Origin of the sequence: Pseudomonas sp. DTU12.1 (assembly GCF_009873475.1) — a bacterium.
Lineage (GTDB): Bacteria > Pseudomonadota > Gammaproteobacteria > Pseudomonadales > Pseudomonadaceae > Aquipseudomonas > Aquipseudomonas proteolytica.
This window is the reverse complement of the sequence record NZ_CP045254.1, coordinates 5,620,126-5,636,819: the sequence shown is the minus strand read 5'-3', so window position 1 is coordinate 5,636,819 and position 16,694 is coordinate 5,620,126. Positions and strand designations below refer to the sequence as shown.

Annotated in this window: 12 protein-coding genes; 8 read left to right on the top strand and 4 right to left on the bottom strand. The window is 61.3% G+C overall.

What is annotated here, in order from left to right:
• Positions 1-10 precede the first annotated feature (10 nt).
• A complete protein-coding gene (locus tag GDV60_RS25075) occupies positions 11-781 on the top strand; it encodes an electron transfer flavoprotein subunit beta (RefSeq protein ID WP_092230994.1) in 771 nt (256 codons plus the stop codon).
• Between the two features lie 804 nt (positions 782-1,585).
• On the opposite strand, the gene gbcA is transcribed toward GDV60_RS25075, so the two are convergent.
• A complete protein-coding gene (gene gbcA, locus GDV60_RS25070) occupies positions 1,586-2,881 on the bottom strand; it encodes a glycine-betaine demethylase subunit GbcA (protein WP_092230991.1) in 1,296 nt (431 codons plus the stop codon).
• A 281-nt stretch (positions 2,882-3,162) separates the two neighbouring features.
• On the opposite strand from gbcA, the gene gbcB reads away from it, so the two are divergent.
• On the top strand, positions 3,163-4,263 hold the full coding sequence (gene gbcB, locus GDV60_RS25065) for a glycine-betaine demethylase subunit GbcB (protein WP_029296985.1): 1,101 nt from the start codon (positions 3,163-3,165) through the stop codon (positions 4,261-4,263).
• Between the two features lie 3 nt (positions 4,264-4,266).
• Here gbcB and GDV60_RS25060 read toward each other — a convergent pair whose 3' ends face one another.
• Both GDV60_RS25060 and GDV60_RS25055 read right to left on the bottom strand, forming a co-directional pair.
• Positions 4,267-5,082, bottom strand: coding sequence for a nitrilase-related carbon-nitrogen hydrolase (locus tag GDV60_RS25060; RefSeq protein ID WP_159909030.1), 816 nt, complete (start codon positions 5,080-5,082; stop codon positions 4,267-4,269).
• Positions 5,079-6,524 carry a cytosine permease gene (locus tag GDV60_RS25055; protein ID WP_029296979.1) on the bottom strand — a complete coding sequence of 482 codons (1,446 nt, stop codon included), beginning with the start codon at positions 6,522-6,524 and terminating at the stop codon, positions 5,079-5,081. The genes GDV60_RS25060 and GDV60_RS25055 overlap by 4 nt, the downstream gene beginning before the upstream one ends.
• 264 nt (positions 6,525-6,788) lie before the next feature.
• On the opposite strand from GDV60_RS25055, the gene GDV60_RS25050 reads away from it, so the two are divergent.
• The gene (locus tag GDV60_RS25050) at positions 6,789-8,603 is read left to right on the top strand and encodes an NAD(P)/FAD-dependent oxidoreductase (RefSeq protein WP_159909028.1); all 1,815 of its coding nucleotides are present in this window, start codon (positions 6,789-6,791) and stop codon (positions 8,601-8,603) included.
• Between the two features lie 63 nt (positions 8,604-8,666).
• Here GDV60_RS25050 and GDV60_RS25045 read toward each other — a convergent pair whose 3' ends face one another.
• Positions 8,667-9,707, bottom strand: coding sequence for a low specificity L-threonine aldolase (locus GDV60_RS25045; RefSeq protein ID WP_029296975.1), 1,041 nt, complete (start codon positions 9,705-9,707; stop codon positions 8,667-8,669).
• Positions 9,708-9,797: 90 nt separating this feature from the next.
• On the opposite strand from GDV60_RS25045, the gene GDV60_RS25040 reads away from it, so the two are divergent.
• The 5 genes from GDV60_RS25040 (at position 9,798) to GDV60_RS25020 (ending at position 16,621) form a co-directional block, all read left to right on the top strand.
• Positions 9,798-10,526, top strand: coding sequence for a TraX family protein (locus tag GDV60_RS25040; protein ID WP_159909313.1), 729 nt, complete (start codon positions 9,798-9,800; stop codon positions 10,524-10,526).
• Positions 10,527-10,762: 236 nt separating this feature from the next.
• Positions 10,763-12,016: a serine hydroxymethyltransferase gene (glyA, locus tag GDV60_RS25035; RefSeq protein WP_092230979.1), complete on the top strand. Its 1,254-nt coding sequence runs from the start codon at positions 10,763-10,765 to the stop codon at positions 12,014-12,016.
• A 22-nt stretch (positions 12,017-12,038) separates the two neighbouring features.
• Positions 12,039-13,289, top strand: coding sequence for a sarcosine oxidase subunit beta (locus GDV60_RS25030; protein ID WP_010207084.1), 1,251 nt, complete (start codon positions 12,039-12,041; stop codon positions 13,287-13,289).
• 15 nt (positions 13,290-13,304) lie between these two features.
• Positions 13,305-13,607, top strand: coding sequence for a sarcosine oxidase subunit delta (locus tag GDV60_RS25025; protein WP_003194855.1), 303 nt, complete (start codon positions 13,305-13,307; stop codon positions 13,605-13,607).
• Positions 13,604-16,621, top strand: a complete 3,018-nt coding sequence (locus GDV60_RS25020; RefSeq protein WP_092230973.1) for a sarcosine oxidase subunit alpha — start codon at positions 13,604-13,606, stop codon at positions 16,619-16,621. Before GDV60_RS25025 ends, GDV60_RS25020 begins: the two co-directional genes overlap by 4 nt.
• Positions 16,622-16,694 lie beyond the last annotated feature (73 nt).

The window sequence follows — 16,694 nt, the reverse complement described above, 5'->3', positions numbered from 1 at the left end:
GGATATGGCCATGACGACCCATGTAATCAGCCTGGTCTCCATAGGCGCCCACCCGACCTCCGGCCGCCCCCGTCGCGCCGAACAGGATGCCCGCGCCGTGGAATTGGGGTTGCAACTGGCTGGGGATAACCTGCAAGTGCTGCATGCCGGCGACATTGCCGAACCGACCCTGCGCGCCTACCTGGGCATGGGATTGGCGCAGTTGCACGTGCTGGAGCAACCGGCCGGCGCCGATGCCTTGCCGGTACTCGGTGACTATCTACAGGACGCTGGTGCCCAGGTGGTGCTTACCGGCAGCCAGGCAGAAACCGGCGAAGGCTCGGGCATGCTGCCCTTCCTGTTGGCCGAACACCTGGGCTGGCCGCTGATTGTCGGGCTGGCCCAGGTGGAGTCCATCGACAGCGGTGTGGCCCATGTGCTGCAAGCCTTGCCGCGCGGGCAGCGGCGGCGCCTGAAGGTGCGCCTGCCGTTTGTGGCCACGGTGGATAACGCTGGGCCCAAGCCGCGGCAAAGCGCCTATGGCCCGGCCCAGCGCGGTGTGCTCCAGGAGCACGACGTGCAGGTGGTGGACGATGAGTTATTCACAGGCGCCGTGCTGCAACCGGCCAAGCCTCGACCCAAGCGCCTCAAAGTGATCAAGGCCAAGAGCGGCGCCGACCGCATGAAGGCCGCCACGGCCAAGGCCAGCGGCGGCGGTGGCCAGGTGCTCAAGGGCCTAGGCCCCGAGGCGGGCGCCGAAGCTATTCTCAAGCTGCTGATCGAAGAAGGCGTGGTGCGCTGACCCCCTGTAGGCGCGAGCTTGCTCGCGAAGAACCTGAGCGCGCAGCGTTAAACCAGACACGCTGCGTTACCGTTGGCCTTTTTCGCGAGCAGCTCGCTCCTACAAGGCGTGTGCGTGGGTGTTTACCCACAATCCCTGTTAACCCACCTGTGGATAACCTGTTCGCGGCTGTCCACACCCCATGTAAATCAAGCCCTACAGCCCTCTGTACGAAAAACAACCAACCTAAGCGACGGTTTTTACTGGGCTTTTTCTGTGGATAAGGAAAAAGCCCGGCCCGGAGTTGCCCCCAAAGTCTGTTGGTGCTTCTGTGGATAAGATGTTCGCTACCCGCTACAGGCCTTATAAATAAAGGCGTGCAGTGGGTTGGTTGAAATATGATCAATGTGGCCGTTTCCGCTTGAATCTTCGCGTAAAGCCTCGATTTTGCTCGGTTGCAGACGGTTTTCCACAGATAGGCCAAAGTTGCCCCCAAAGTCTGTTGGCGCTTCTGTGGATAAGGTGTTTGCGTTCCGCTACAGGCTATATAGAACGTGGCTTGTAGGCTTTAGGTCAAAAAATCATCAATGTTGGATAAAACCCGTTGCTTTGAATAAGTCACGGATTTTCTTGGTTTTATTTCGAGGTAAGAGCGCAGTTGCCCACAATTGCTGTGGGTGGGTTTGTGGATAAGTTGTTGGAGGATGGCTGTAGGGCAGGATAACAGTGGGCTGACGGCCCTATGCTCAATTTTTGACCAGATGCGGACCCAAATGTGGGAGCGAGCAAGCCCGCTCCCACATTTTTTGATCCCGGGTGGGTCAGTTACTCGTGCGCGGCAACGCCCTTGAGGTACGGGGCCGGTGCCGCTCCCAGGTTGTTGAGCATGCGCTCGCTGTACCAGTCCACAAAGTTCACCACGCCAAACTCATAGGTCTTGGAGTAAGGCCCCGGCTGGTAAGCGGTGGAGTTGATCCCGCGCTGGTTCTCTTCGGCCAGGCGCCGGTCCTGGTCATTGGTGGCATCCCACACTTGGCGCATGCGGTCGACGTCGTAGTCCACACCTTCCACGGCATCCTTGTGCACCAGCCACTTGGTGGTGACCATGGTTTCCTGGGCGCTGATCGGCCATACCGTGAAGACGATGATGTGATCGCCCATGCAGTGGTTCCACGAGTGGGGCAGGTGCAGGATGCGCATCGAGCCCAGGTCGGGGTTCTGGATCCGGCCCATGAGTTTCTTGCAGCCCTGCTTGCCATCCAGGGTCATGGAGACGGTGCCCTTGAGCAGCGGCATGCGCACGATGCGGTTTCGCAGGCCGAAGCTGGCGTGGGCGTAAGGGATCTTCTCGGCGTCCCAGGCAGCGGCGGATGCGGCGACGTGGTCTTTAAAGGCCTGGTCGGCCCGCGGGTCGGTGACGTCGTCCCATTCCAGCAGGGTTTTCAGCAACTCGGGGTGCGAGGCGTTGCAGTGGTAGCACTCGCGGTTGTTTTCCAGCACCAGTTTCCAGTTGGCTTTTTCAAACAAGGTGGTCTGGATCGCCACCTTGGTGTTTTCCATGTCGTAGGGTTCCATGTAGTGGTTGAGCGTCGACAGAAAGTCATCGATGGCCGGCGGGTTCTCGGCCAGGCTGATGAAGATGTAGCCGCCGGCGGTCTTCACGTTTACCGGCTTGAGGCCGTACTGCTTCATGTCGAAGTCGGCGCCCATCTCGGTGCCGGCGAACAGTAGGCGCCCGTCCAGTTCGTAGGTCCACTGGTGGTAATGGCAAACCAGTTTGGCGACCTTGCCCTTGTCGCTGGTACACAAGCGCGAACCGCGGTGGCGGCAGACGTTGTGAAAGGCATGCACCACGCCTTCGGCGCCACGGATCACGATGATCGGGTTCTTGCCGATCTGCAGGGTCAGGTAGTTGCCCTTGGTGGGGATTTCGCAGGTCATGCCGGCGATCAACCATTCCTTCTGGAAGATCTCCTGCATGTCGATATCGAACAGCCGCTGGTCAGAGTAAAACGGCTGGGGCAACGAAAAAGTGCGCTCGCGCTCTTGCAACATTTGCGCGGTGGCCTTGCGTGCGGGTTCCAGCGGATCGCCCAAGCTCAAGGTTGCGGTGACGTCCATCGTATGTGTCCTCAAGGCCATTCTGTGTGGCCGCGATAAGTGGCTAATCAGGTTTGCAGCAAGGCGTAAAGAAAGCGTCGTTGTTGGCTGCGAGTGTGGGCCCGGCGCTGCCCGCAACCTTGTCCATTAACGACATGGCCCACTCTGTTCCCGACGCGCAACCCCAGTGGTATGGGGGCTGGTCGCGATAAGTATGCGAATGTCGCAGATAGGTAAATGGCAGGTCGCGGCGTTACGCAGAATCGCCAGCATCAAGCCGAACTACGGCCGTGGAGAACAGCATGTCCAACACCTTCCTGAATCCTGTCACTACCCAGACCTGGGCCAATGGTCGGCACATCGTCCGGTGCGTCAAAGTCATCCAGGAAACCTGGGATGTGCGCACCTTCTGCTTTATGGCCGACCAGCCGATCCTGTTCTTTTTCAAGCCGGGGCAGTTCGTCACCCTGGAGCTGGAAATCGACGGCCAGCCGATCATGCGGTCGTACACCATTTCCAGCTCGCCATCGGTGCCCTACAGCTTCTCGGTGACCATCAAGCGCGTGCCGGGCGGGCGGGTGTCGAACTGGCTGCACGACACCCTGCATGAAGGGCAAGAGTTGGCGGTGCACGGGCCGGTGGGGCTGTTCAACGCCATCGACTTCCCGAGCCCTAAAGTGCTGTACCTGAGCGGCGGCGTGGGGATCACCCCGGTAATGTCCATGGCCCGTTGGTTTTATGACACCAACGCCAATGTCGACATGACCTTTATCCACAGTGCGCGCTCGCCCAAAGACATCATTTACCACCGCGAGCTGGAGCACATGGCCTCGCGCATTGACAACTTCAGCCTGCACCTGATCTGCGAGAAACACGGCCTGGGCGAACCCTGGGCCGGGTATCGCGGCTACCTGAACCACAAGATGCTGGAATTGATGGTGCCGGACTTCCTCGAGCGGGAAGTGTTCTGCTGCGGGCCGACGCCTTATATGAACGCGGTCAAACGCCTGCTCGAAGCGGCGGGCTTCGACATGGCGCGCTACCACGAGGAATCCTTCGGCGCCACGCCAGCGGAAGCCCGTGCCGATGCGGTCGAGCAAGCCGAACAAGCCGCCGACGCACCGCAAATCGACCAGGCGGATTTGCACCAGGTGGAATTCATTGCATCGGGCAAAAGCATCCGCGTGGCACCGGGCGAAACCGTGCATGCCGCCGCCGCCAAGCTCGGCCTGCTGATCCCCAAAGCCTGCGGCATGGGGATTTGTGGCACATGCAAAGTGATGAAGCTGGGCGGGGAGGTCGAGATGGAGCACAACGGCGGCATCACCGAAGAAGACGAAGCCGAAGGCTACATCCTGTCGTGCTGCAGCGTGCCGAAGGGGGATGTGCGGATCGAGTTCTGACGCTCAGTACAACTGCGGCCGCCGATCCTGATGCACATGGTTGTGTGCGCTGATGAACTTGTCCCTGGCGTGGGCCAGTGGCAGGTCGGCGACCAAGCGTTGTTCTTGCTGGTGCGAGACCGCGCCGGCCAATGGGTAGCCATCGGCATCGACCATAACCGAGCCCCCGACCCAATTCACCCCGCGTTCTTCGCCATGGCGGTCGCAGGCGGCAATGAACAGGCGGTTGACGGCCGCATTGGCCTGGACCCGGACGATTTCTGCCGGCCTTTCGCCGGCGGGGCGCGGGCCATCTGGCCAGTTGACGGGCGCACACAGGAGGTCAGCACCGGCCAGGGCGGCCAGGCGTACCCACTCGGGCAACTCCAGGTCGTAGCAGATCATCACGGCGATGCGGCCGACGGCGGTGTCGACCACCGGCGGGGGCTCGGTGCCGGGGGTGAAGACCAACGTTTCGCGATCCCACAAATGCGCCTTGCGGTACACCGTCAGCCTGCCGTGCGGCTCTATCAGGGCGGCGCTGTTGGCCACCTGCGTTGCCGTCAGCCGCTCACAAAAGCCGGCCACGACAATGATGTTTAGTGAGTTTGCCAGCGTTTTCCACAGGGTCAGTGTCGGGCCATCGAGGGGTTCGGACACCCTGAGGGCTTCCTGCGTGTCAGTGAACACATAACCGCTTTGGGCCAACTCCGGCAGCACCACCACCTGCGCGCCCAGCGCCGCTGCACTGCGGATGGCCTGGGCGCTGAGGGTGCGGTTGTACTCGGCGTCGCCGATACGGGGGGCCAGTTGATGACAGACGACACGTACGCTGTTCATGGGGTGTTGCCTTCCAACATGGCTTCGCTGGCGGCAATCGCACGGCGCTCGGCGTTATGGTCAAGGTTGCGGTTCATTGCACAGTAGACGAGGGCGGAAACGGCCAGGCCGATCACAAACGCAATGTCGGCACCGCCCAGTGCCACGGCGACCGGCCCCACGTAGAAGCTCAACGACATGAACGGCACCATCGAGGCCATGCCCAGGCCATAGGCGACCAGGCCCGCTTTGCCCCACTGGCCATAGATGCCGGCGGAGTTGAAGATGTCGCTGATGGCGTATTGGCCTTTGCGCACCAGATAAAAGTCCGCGAGGTTGACGGCAGTCCACGGCACCAGGAAATACAACATCAGCAGCACAAACGTATTGAAGCTGGCCAGGTAGCTGTCAGGAATGCTCAGGGCGATCAGGAAAATCACCACGGCCACCAGGCCGATGCCAATGATCCGGCTCTTGAGGCGCGGCTGGATCTTAACGAAACCGTCGATGGCACTGATGCCAGTCAGCATGGCGCCGTAGCAGTTGACCGCCATGATGCCAATCAACGCCGGCACTGCGATCAGCACGGTGAAGGTGCCGAAGCCGGGGATCACCTGGTTGCCCACGGTGCGCACGCTGGTGATGGCATCCGGCGAAGGCAGCGCCGAAGCGAGGAATGCGCCCAGGGACATCAGCCACAAGGCAGAGCCGGCAGCGCCCAGGTAAGTCCAGAAAATCACCCGGCGCGACGGCGTTTGGTGGGGCAGGTAACGCGAGTAGTCCGAGACGTACACGGCGTAGCTGATCTGATAACCGGCAGCGGCGCTGAGCTGAATCAGGAACGCCGACCACGAGAAGTGGGCATCGGCCACCGCTGCGTCGGCCGACAGGCTCATCAGGGCGGCGACGGTCAGCACCGCGAATACGCTGATCATCACGTAGGTCAACCAGCGTTGCACCGTGTGCAGCAGGTCATGGCCGATTACGGCGATTACCACCGCGAGGATGATCATCAGCGCATACCACGGCGCACGGCTGCCCGGCAGGACCGTGTTGATGGCATCGGTGGCGAGAATCACGTTGAACACGTTGAAGCCGATGTACACAAAGATCACCGCGATAAACGGCACGATGGCCCCGCGCAGACCGAACTGGGCGCGTGACTGGATCATCTGCGGCAAGCCCATGCGCGGGCCCTGGTTGGCGTGGAACGCCATGGCGAAGGTGCCCAGGCACACACCAATGACAATCGCCAGCACGGCATAGACCAGGCTCAAGCCCAACGCGGCCCCGGTGAAACCGGTGACCATGGTGGTGAGGACGAAGTTACCCGTGAACCAGAACGGACCCTGGTGCCAGACTTTGCCGTGGCGTTCGCTACGCGGAACGTAGTCAATGGAGCGGGTCTCGATTTTCAGGCCGGGAGCGGCGCGGGGAGCGGTCTTGTCGGATAGGGCGTTCATAGGTTCACGGCTTGTTTTTATAGGGGCTGAGTGCCGGAGCATCGGGTAACTGGCGGGCCAATTGAATCGTGATCTATAAATAATTACTTCAGACTTTCCTTAAGTAATGGTTTTTCGTGGGCGGCGACGGAACCGCTTTGTCTTATTGCAAAGCGATATAACCAGGGTGCGGTCGGTCTTCTAGTCTGGTTTTTAGTCCCGTCGCAGTCGCCTTTAGCCGTGTCGTAAAGGGTGGACGCTCACCCTATCTGCAAGGAAGCCACCATGTCTGCGATTCCCTCCCGTTCCCAGGGGGCCCAGCGGCTGTTGAACAAAAACGTCACGGCGCTGATTCCTGATTTTCCGTTCCATTACGCCCGCTATCTGTGGCAGGCGGCGATCCTCAAGAAACCCCTGGGCCATGTCGCGGTGCCGCATTATGGCGAGCAGGTGTTGATCGTCGGGGCCGGTGTGTCCGGTCTGGTGGCCGCCTACGAGGCGATGCGCATGGGCCTGCATCCGATTGTGGTGGAAGCCTCCGGGCGCATTGGCGGGCGGCTCTACTCCCAGGTGGTGGGTGATCGCAACGACCCGCACGCCCGGGTGATCTGTGAGCTGGGGGCCATGCGTTTTCCCAAGTCCGGCAAGGCGTTGATGCACTACTTCAATAAGGTCGGGATGGACGCAAACTCGACGGACTTCCCCAACCCCGGCTCGCCCGCCGCCCCCAGTACCGTTGTCGATTACGAGAACGAACAGACGTACTACGAACGCAATGACCTGCCGGAAAAATACAAACGAATCGAAGACATGTTCTTCGGCGACTTCCTCGAGCAGGCTCCGATCCGTTTTACCGACATGGAAAATGCGATGCAGGAAACCGCGGTCGATCAGGGCGAAATCAAGGCAATCTGGAACACGATCCTGAGGGCGGGCTGGGATGACCTGAGTTTCTATGCGGCCATGGTCGAGCAAGCCAGGTGGAGCAGGGACGACATTGACCTGTTTGGCCAGATCGGCTTCGGCACCGGCGGTTGGAACACCGACTATCCGAACTGTTTCCTGGAAGTGTTGCGGGTGCTTTACACCGGCCTGGATACCAACCACACGTTGATGTATGACGGCTCCAGCGAGCTGCCCCTGCGTTTATGGAGCCGCACGCCGGCTTCGTTCGGCGACACCCAGGTCCATTGGCCAGCGGACGCGACCGTGGAGAGCCTGACGCGGCGGGAGATTGCCGACCCTCTCAATCAGGAAGTCCGGCAGATTCACCGCCTGGCCGATGGCACCTTCGATGTGTACCTGCATGACAACAAACTGGGTCGAGACACCCTGCGCAACTTTAAAAGTGTGGTCTATACGCCTCACGTACGGGTGCTCGACAAGTTCCGCTATATGGATGGCAAAGATCGCTTTACGCCGATGAACAGCTTGTTGCCCCAGGCTACCTGGGAAGCGGTCATGTACACCCATTACATGCAATCGGCGAAGATCTTTGCCAGCACTCGACGGCCGTTTTGGAATGATGTCGAGAACGGTCGCTACAAGATGAGTGTGACCTTGTCGGACCGGCTCACCCGAGGCACCTATCTGTTGGACTATGCCCCAGGTGCTGGGGTGAACAAAGGCAGCGGCCTGTTCCTCTCCTATACCTGGAACGATGACAGCCTGAAATTCCTGGGGGACCGTAGTGCGCCGTTGCCGACCCATGTGCAGTTGTGTACGACCTTGCTCGATACGGTGTACGCCGACACACAACTGGATTTGGCGGCCGAGTTCGGCATGGTTGACCCCTTCATCGAAATCAACTGGGAAGATGAGCCGTTTTACTTGTGCGCCTTCAAGATGAACCTGCCGGGGCAGTATGAGTATCAGCGCCTGCTGTTTTCCCAGTTCATGAGTGGTGTAAGGGAAGGGGTGCCGGACGGTTTCATTCTGTCTGGCGATGATATTTCCTGGACCGGGGGCTGGGCCGAAGGCGCTGTGACCACGGCCTTGAATGCGGTGAACAAGCTGGCGGTCACGTTTGGCGGTGGGACGCTCGAACACAATCCCGGGCCGATTGACCAGTGGGATGCGTTACAGCCTCTCCAATTGTAGGAGTTTGCCGGCGGAGGCGACCTCAGGATCGCCATCGCCGGCAAGCCGGCTCCTACAAGGGGATCAGGCGCCCATCACTTCGCGAATGTCCGCCGCGAGTTCACGCACCCGTTCTTCCTCGGTATCCCACGCACACATGAAGCGTGCGCCGCCCTTGCCGATAAAGGTGTAGAAGCGCCAGCCCTTGGCCGTCAGCGCGGCGATGGCCGGCTCCGAGAGTTGCAGGAACACGCCGTTGGCCTGCACCGGGAACATCAATTCCACGCCGGGAATATCCGCCACCAGGCTGCTGAGCAACTGCGCGCAGTGGTTGGCGTGGCGTGCGTGTTTGAGCCAGGCGTCGTTTTCCAGCAGGCCGACCCACGGCGCTGACAGGAAGCGCATTTTCGAGGCCAGTTGGCCGGCCTGTTTGCAGCGATAGTCGAAGTCTTCAGCCAGTTTGTGGTTGAAGAACAGGATCGCCTCACCCACCGCCATGCCGTTCTTGGTGCCGCCAAAACACAGGACATCCACCCCGGCTTTCCAGGTCAGGTCGGCTGGCGAGCAGCCGAGGAAGGCACAGGCGTTGGAGAAGCGTGCGCCATCCATATGCAGGTTCAGCCCCAGCTCCTTGCAGGTGACGCTGATGGCGCGGATTTCATCCGGGGTGTACACGCTGCCCACTTCGGTGGCCTGGGTCAGGGTCACGACGCGGGGCTTGGGGTAGTGGATATCCTGGCGCTTGAGGGCGATCTCACGGATCGATTCCGGGGTCAGCTTGCCATTCTCGGTGCGCGCGGTGAGCAGTTTGGAGCCATTGGAGAAAAACTCCGGTGCGCCGCATTCGTCGGTCTCGACGTGGGCGGTTTCCGAGCAAATCACGCTATGGTAGCTCTGGCACAGCGAAGACAGGGCCAGGGAGTTGGCCGCTGTACCGTTGAAGGCGAAGAACACTTCACAGTCGGTTTCAAACAGTTTGCGGAAACCGTCGGCGGCGCGGTGGGTCCATTCATCGTCGCCATAGGCGCGTTGATGGCCCTGGTTGGCGAGTTCCATGGCGGCCCAGGCTTCCGGGCAGATACCGGAATAGTTGTCGCTGGCGAATTGTTGGCTCTTGTCGGTCATGGCCCGTTCCTGTGGTCGATGTTGGTGCGCACTTTAACCAAGAATATCCGGCGGGCGCACGCACTGTTAATGCAAAGTCTCTGGGGAATTATGCACGGTACTGAAACGATTCCTGTAAGGCGTGGCCGCGATGGCGCGCTGGACCTGCTCAAATGGCTGGCGCTGCTGAGTATGGTGCTCGATCACCTGCGCTATGTCGGTTTGAGCCTCGATGGCCTGTACGTGCCGGGGCGCCTGGCGTTCCCCTGGTTTTGCCTGGCGATTGCGGCGAACCTGCACCGGGTCAAGGCGGGGCCGGCGATCTTTCAATGGCGTTACCTGGGCTGGTTGCTGCTGTTCAGCGTGATCAGCGAGGTGCCCTATCGGATGTTTATCGAGGATGTCGATACTTTGAATGTGCTGCCGACCCTGGCGCTGGGCTTGCTGGTTGCCCGGGGATGGCAGCAGAAGACGCTTTTTGATCGAGGATTGGCGCTGATTGCCTTGTTGTTGGCGGCGGTATTCTCGTCGAGCCTGATGTTCGGTTTTTTTGGTGTATTGCTGCCGTTGGCGATGCTGTTGGTGTTCAGTCGCCCCTGGTATTTCAGCGTGTTGCCGGGGTTGGTGTGTGTAGCTGCCAATCAATGGCAGGTCTTACTCAATAGCGGCAATCTCGTCGCGATGCTCGGGTTGGCCACATGCCTGATTGCGCCATTGGCCGGATTGGTCTTGTTGCGACAGGTCACACATGTCTCACCGCCGGCTATGCGGCGCTGGGCGTATGCACTTTATCCCGCGCATTTCTTACTGCTGCTACTCCTTCGAAAGGTCATCACATAGTCCCTGTGGGAGCGGGCTTGCTCGCGAATGCGGTGGACCAGCCAATGCATGTGCTGCCTGACACACCGCATTCGCGAGCAAGCCCGCTCCCACATTTGTTCGGTGTTGTTCTGGCCATGTCGTAAACGCACCTTTGCGTGGCGTGCGTAGGCATTTGACCTGTCTGCGCCAGCCCTACCATCGCATCAAAGGGCCCTGCACGGGCCTCAACAATACGAAAGGCTGGGAGAGACGCGATGTTCAGCAAACAAGACCAGATCCAGGGATATGACGACGCACTGCTGGCGGCCATGAATGCCGAGGAGCAGCGTCAGGAAGATCATATCGAGCTGATCGCGTCGGAGAACTACACCAGCAAGCGCGTGATGCAGGCCCAGGGCAGCGGCCTGACCAACAAATACGCCGAAGGCTACCCGGGCAAACGCTACTACGGCGGCTGCGAGCATGTGGATAAAGTCGAGGTCCTGGCCATTGAGCGCGCCAAGCAGCTGTTCGGCGCCGATTACGCCAACGTGCAGCCGCACTCCGGTTCGTCGGCCAACAGCGCGGTGTACCTGGCGCTGCTGAACGCCGGTGACACCATCCTCGGCATGAGCCTGGCCCACGGCGGTCACCTGACCCACGGCGCCAAGGTGTCGTCCTCGGGCAAGCTGTACAACGCCGTGCAGTACGGCATCAACACCGACACCGGCCTGATCGACTACGACGAAGTCGAGCGCCTGGCCGTGGAGCACAAGCCGAAAATGGTCGTGGCCGGTTTCTCTGCCTACTCCAAGACCCTGGATTTCCCGCGCTTTCGCCAGATCGCCGACAAGGTGGGCGCGCTGCTGTTCGTCGACATGGCCCACGTCGCAGGCTTGGTTGCCGCCGGCCTGTACCCGAACCCGCTGCCGTACGCCGATGTTGTGACCACCACCACCCACAAGACCCTGCGCGGTCCACGGGGTGGCCTGATCCTGGCCAAGTCCAACGAAGAGATTGAGAAAAAACTCAACTCCGCCGTGTTCCCAGGCGCACAGGGCGGCCCGCTGATGCACGTGATCGCGGGCAAGGCTGTGTGCTTCAAGGAGGCGATGGAGCCGGGCTTCAAAGCTTATCAACAGCAGGTGATCGACAACGCCCAGGCCATGGCCAGCGTGTTTATCAAGCGTGGCTACGATGTGGTGTCCGGCGGCACCGATAACCACCTGTTCCTGGTAAGCCTGATCCGCCAGGGCCTCACCGGCAAAGACGCAGACGCTGCCCTCGGTCGTGCCCATATCACCGTCAACAAGAACGCCGTGCCCAATGACCCCCAGTCGCCGTTCGTGACCTCGGGCCTGCGCATCGGCACCCCGGCGGTGACCACGCGCGGTTTCAAAGTGGCGCAGTGCGTCGAGTTGGCTGGCTGGATCTGCGACATCCTCGACAACCTCGGCGACGCCGATGTCGAGGCCAACGTGGCCAAGCACGTGTCTGCCCTGTGCGCTGATTTCCCGGTTTATCGCTGAGCGCGGTTTTGGAGTAATGACTATGCAACGCTACTCAGGCTTCGGCCTCTTCAAGCACTCACTCAGCCACCACGAAAACTGGCAGAAGATGTGGCGCACGCCGACCCCTAAAAAGGTGTATGACGTGGTCATCGTCGGCGGCGGCGGGCATGGTCTGGCGACCGCTTATTACCTGGCCAAGGAACACGGGATCACCAACGTGGCCGTGGTCGAGAAAGGTTGGCTGGGCGGCGGTAACACCGCGCGCAACACCACCATCGTGCGTTCCAACTACCTGTGGGATGAGTCGGCGCACCTGTACGAACACGCGATGAAGCTGTGGGAAGGCCTGTCCCAGGACCTGAACTACAACGTGATGTTCTCCCAGCGCGGCGTCTACAACCTGTGCCACACCCTGCAGGACATCCGTGATTCCGAGCGTCGCGTGAGCGCCAACCGCCTCAATGGCGTGGACGGCGAGCTGCTCAACGCCAAGCAAGTGGCCGACGAGATCCCGTACCTCGATTGCTCGAAGAACACCCGCTATCCGGTCCTCGGCGCCACCGTGCAACGGCGCGGCGGCGTGGCCCGTCACGATGCCGTGGCCTGGGGCTTTGCCCGCGCCGCCGACGCCCTGGGCGTGGACCTGATCCAGCAGACCGAAGTCATCGGTTTTCGCAAGGAAAACGGCGTGTGCATCGGCGTGGAAACCAACAAAGGCTTTATCGGCGCCAAGCGCGTCGGTGTGGTCACCGCGGGTAATTCCGGGCACATGGCTTCGCTGGCGGGCTTCCGTCTGCCAATCGAATCCCACCCGCTGCAAGCGTTGGTGTCGGAGCCGATCAAGCCGATTATCGACAGCGTGATCATGTCCAACGCGGTACACGGTTACATCAGCCAGTCCGACAAGGGCGACCTGGTGATCGGCGCCGGTATCGACGGCTACAACGGCTACGGCCAGCGCGGCTCGTACCCGGTGATCGAACACACCATCCAGGCCATCGTCGAGATGTTCCCGGTGCTCTCGCGGGTGCGCATGAACCGCCAGTGGGGCGGCATCGTCGACACCACGCCGGACGCGTGCCCGATCATCTCCAAGACCCCGGTGCCGAACATGTTCTTCAACTGCGGTTGGGGCACCGGTGGCTTCAAGGCTACCCCCGGCTCAGGCAACGTATTTGCCGCGAGCCTGGCCAAGGGTGAAATGCACCCGTTGGCGGCACCTTTCTCCATCGACCGTTTCCACAACGGTGCGCTGATCGACGAACACGGCGCTGCGGCCGTCGCCCACTAACAGGAGAAATTCCCTATGTTGCATATCTTCTGTCCTCACTGTGGCGAACTGCGCTCCGAAGAGGAATTCCACGCCTCCGGCCAAGCGCACATCCCGCGCCCGCTGGACCCGAATGCCTGCACCGACGAGCAGTGGGGCGACTACATGTTCTTCCGCGATAACCCCCGTGGCCTGCACCACGAACTGTGGATTCACGCTGCCGGTTGCCGCCAGTATTTCAACGCGACCCGCGACACCGTGACCTACGAAATTCTTGAAACCTACAAGATCGGCGAGAAGCCACAATTCACCGCCAAGGCTTCTGGAGAGAAGGTATGAGCCAGATCAATCGCCTGTCCAACGGTGGCCGCATCGACCGTAATAAAGTCCTGACGTTTACCTTCAACGGCCAGAGCTACAAAGGCTTTGAAGGCGACACCCTGGCCGCAGCCTTGCTGGCCAACGGCGTGGATGTCATCGGCCGCAGCTTCAAGTACTCGCGCCCGCGCGGCATCTTTGCCGCTGGCGCCGAAGAGCCGAACGCGGTGCTGCAGATCGGCGCCACCGAAGCCACGCAGATTCCCAACGTGCGCGCCACGCAACAGGCGCTGTACCAGGGCCTGGTCGCCACCAGCACCAACGGCTGGCCGAGCGTGAACAACGACATGATGGGCATCCTCGGCAAGGTCGGCGGCAAGCTGATGCCGCCGGGTTTCTACTACAAAACCTTCATGTACCCGCAATCGTTCTGGATGACCTACGAGAAGTACATCCGCAAGGCCGCAGGGCTGGGTCGCTCGCCGACCGAGAACGATCCGGACACCTACGACTACATGAACCGCCACTGCGACGTGCTGATCGTCGGCGCCGGGCCTGCAGGCCTGTCGGCTGCCCTGGCGGCTGCGCGCAGTGGTGCGCGGGTGATCATCGCCGATGAGCAGGAAGAATTCGGCGGGTCGTTGCTGGACTCCCGTGAAAGCCTGGATGGCAAGCCGGCGGCCGAGTGGGTCGCCAGTGTGATTGCCGAGCTCAAGGCCCTGCCGGACGTGGTGCTGCTGCCTCGCGCCACCGTCAACGGCTATCACGACCATAACTTCCTGACCATCCATGAGCGCCTCACCGATCACCTCGGCGACCGCGCGCCGATTGGCGTGGTGCGCCAGCGTATCCACCGTGTGCGGGCCAAGCGCGTAGTGCTGGCGACCGGTGCTTGCGAGCGCCCGCTGGTGTACGGCAATAACGACGTGCCGGGCAACATGCTGGCGGGCGCGGTTTCGACTTACGTGCGCCGTTACGGCGTGGCGCCGGGTAAAAAACTGCTGCTGTCGACCAACAACGATCACGCCTACCGCGTGGCGCTGGACTGGTTCGACGCCGGCCTTGCAGTCGTAGCGGTAGCCGATGCCCGCCACAACCCACGCGGTGCGCTGGTGGAAGAAGCCCGCGCCAAAGGTATTCGTATCCTCACCGGCAGCGCTGTGATCGAGGCCCGTGGCAGCAAGCACGTGACCGGTGCGCGAGTGGCGGCCATCGATGTCAAAGCCCACACCGTTACCAGCCCCGGCGAATGGCTGGACTGCGACCTAGTGGCCAGTTCCGGCGGCTACAGCCCCGTGGTCCACCTGGCCTCGCACCTGGGCGGCAAGCCGACCTGGCGTGAAGACATCCTCGGTTTTGTACCGGGCGAAGCCCCGCAGAAACGCGTGTGCGTCGGTGGCATCAACGGCGTCTACGGCCTGGGTGACTCACTGGCCGACGGCTTTGAGGGGGGCGTACGTGCCGCCAGCGAAGCCGGGTTTGCCCCGGTGGAAGGTACGCTGCCCAAGGCCCTGACGCGCCTTGAGGAGCCAACCCTGGCGCTGTTCCAGGTGCCGCACGAGAAGGCCACTGCGCGGGCGCCCAAACAATTTGTCGACCTGCAAAACGACGTCACCGCCGCCGCCATCGAACTGGCGACCCGCGAAGGCTTCGAGTCGGTGGAGCACGTCAAGCGCTACACCGCGCTGGGCTTCGGTACCGACCAAGGCAAGCTGGGCAACGTCAACGGCCTGGCCATTGCTGCGCGTTCGCTGAACGTGACGATCCCGCAGATGGGCACCACCATGTTCCGCCCCAACTACACGCCGGTGACTTTCGGCGCCGTGGCGGGCCGGCACTGTGGGCATATCTTCGAGCCGGTGCGCTACACCGCGCTGCAAGCCTGGCACGTCAAAAACGGCGCCGAGTTCGAGGATGTCGGCCAGTGGAAACGCCCGTGGTACTTCCCACGCAACGGTGAAGACCTGCACGCGGCAGTCAAGCGCGAATGCCTGGCCGTGCGCGACAGCGTTGGCCTGCTGGACGCCTCGACCCTGGGCAAGATCGATATCCAGGGCCCGGATGCCCGTGAGTTCCTCAACCGCATCTACAGCAACGCCTGGACCAAGCTCGATGTGGGCAAGGCGCGTTACGGCCTGATGTGCAAGGAAGACGGCATGGTCTTCGACGATGGCGTGACTGCCTGCCTGGCGGACAACCACTTCCTGATGACCACCACCACCGGCGGCGCCGCCCGCGTGCTGCAGTGGCTGGAAATCTACCAGCAGACCGAATGGCCGGACCTGAAGGTGTACTTCACCTCGGTCACCGACCACTGGGCGACCATGACCCTGTCCGGACCCAACAGCCGCAAGCTGTTGAGCGAAGTCACCGACATCGACCTGGACAAGGACGGCTTCCCGTTCATGACCTGGAAAGAAGGCCTGGTGGGCGGCGTGCCGGCGCGGGTGTTCCGTATCTCGTTTACCGGTGAGCTGTCGTACGAAGTCAACGTGCAGGCCGACTACGCCATGGGCGTGCTGGAACAGATCGTCGAGGCCGGCAAGCAATACAACCTGACCCCGTACGGCACCGAGACCATGCACGTACTGCGGGCCGAGAAGGGCTTCATCATCGTAGGGCAAGACACCGACGGCTCGATGACCCCGGACGACCTGAACATGGGCTGGTGCGTTGGCCGTACCAAACCGTTCTCGTGGATCGGCTGGCGTGGGATGAACCGCGAAGATTGCGTGCGTGAAGAACGCAAGCAACTGGTGGGCTTGAAGCCGATTGATCCGAAGGTGTGGCTGCCGGAAGGCGCGCAACTGGTGTTTGATCCGAAGCAGACGATCCCGATGAAGATGGTCGGTCACGTTACTTCGAGTTATGCCCATAACTCCCTTGGGTATTCGTTTGCGATGGCGGTGGTCAAGGGCGGCTTGAAGCGTATGGGTGAGCGGGTGTTTTCACCGCAGGCGGATGGCAGTGTGATCGAGGCCGAGATTGTGTCTTCGGTGTTCTTTGATCCGAAGGGTGATCGCCAGAACATCTGATAGACCGAGTCGCCTGCATCGCAGGCAAGCCAGCTCCCACAGGGGAATGCATTCCAAAGGTCGGAGTGGGCTT

Coding starts and splice junctions, on each gene's coding strand:
- GDV60_RS25075 (WP_092230994.1), top strand. CDS start 11: ATGACGACCCATGTAATCAGCCTGGTCTCCATAGGCGCCCACCCGACC.
- gbcA (WP_092230991.1), bottom strand. CDS start 2,881: ATGGACGTCACCGCAACCTTGAGCTTGGGCGATCCGCTGGAACCCGCA.
- gbcB (WP_029296985.1), top strand. CDS start 3,163: ATGTCCAACACCTTCCTGAATCCTGTCACTACCCAGACCTGGGCCAAT.
- GDV60_RS25060 (WP_159909030.1), bottom strand. CDS start 5,082: ATGAACAGCGTACGTGTCGTCTGTCATCAACTGGCCCCCCGTATCGGC.
- GDV60_RS25055 (WP_029296979.1), bottom strand. CDS start 6,524: ATGAACGCCCTATCCGACAAGACCGCTCCCCGCGCCGCTCCCGGCCTG.
- GDV60_RS25050 (WP_159909028.1), top strand. CDS start 6,789: ATGTCTGCGATTCCCTCCCGTTCCCAGGGGGCCCAGCGGCTGTTGAAC.
- GDV60_RS25045 (WP_029296975.1), bottom strand. CDS start 9,707: ATGACCGACAAGAGCCAACAATTCGCCAGCGACAACTATTCCGGTATC.
- GDV60_RS25040 (WP_159909313.1), top strand. CDS start 9,798: ATGCACGGTACTGAAACGATTCCTGTAAGGCGTGGCCGCGATGGCGCG.
- glyA (WP_092230979.1), top strand. CDS start 10,763: ATGTTCAGCAAACAAGACCAGATCCAGGGATATGACGACGCACTGCTG.
- GDV60_RS25030 (WP_010207084.1), top strand. CDS start 12,039: ATGCAACGCTACTCAGGCTTCGGCCTCTTCAAGCACTCACTCAGCCAC.
- GDV60_RS25025 (WP_003194855.1), top strand. CDS start 13,305: ATGTTGCATATCTTCTGTCCTCACTGTGGCGAACTGCGCTCCGAAGAG.
- GDV60_RS25020 (WP_092230973.1), top strand. CDS start 13,604: ATGAGCCAGATCAATCGCCTGTCCAACGGTGGCCGCATCGACCGTAAT.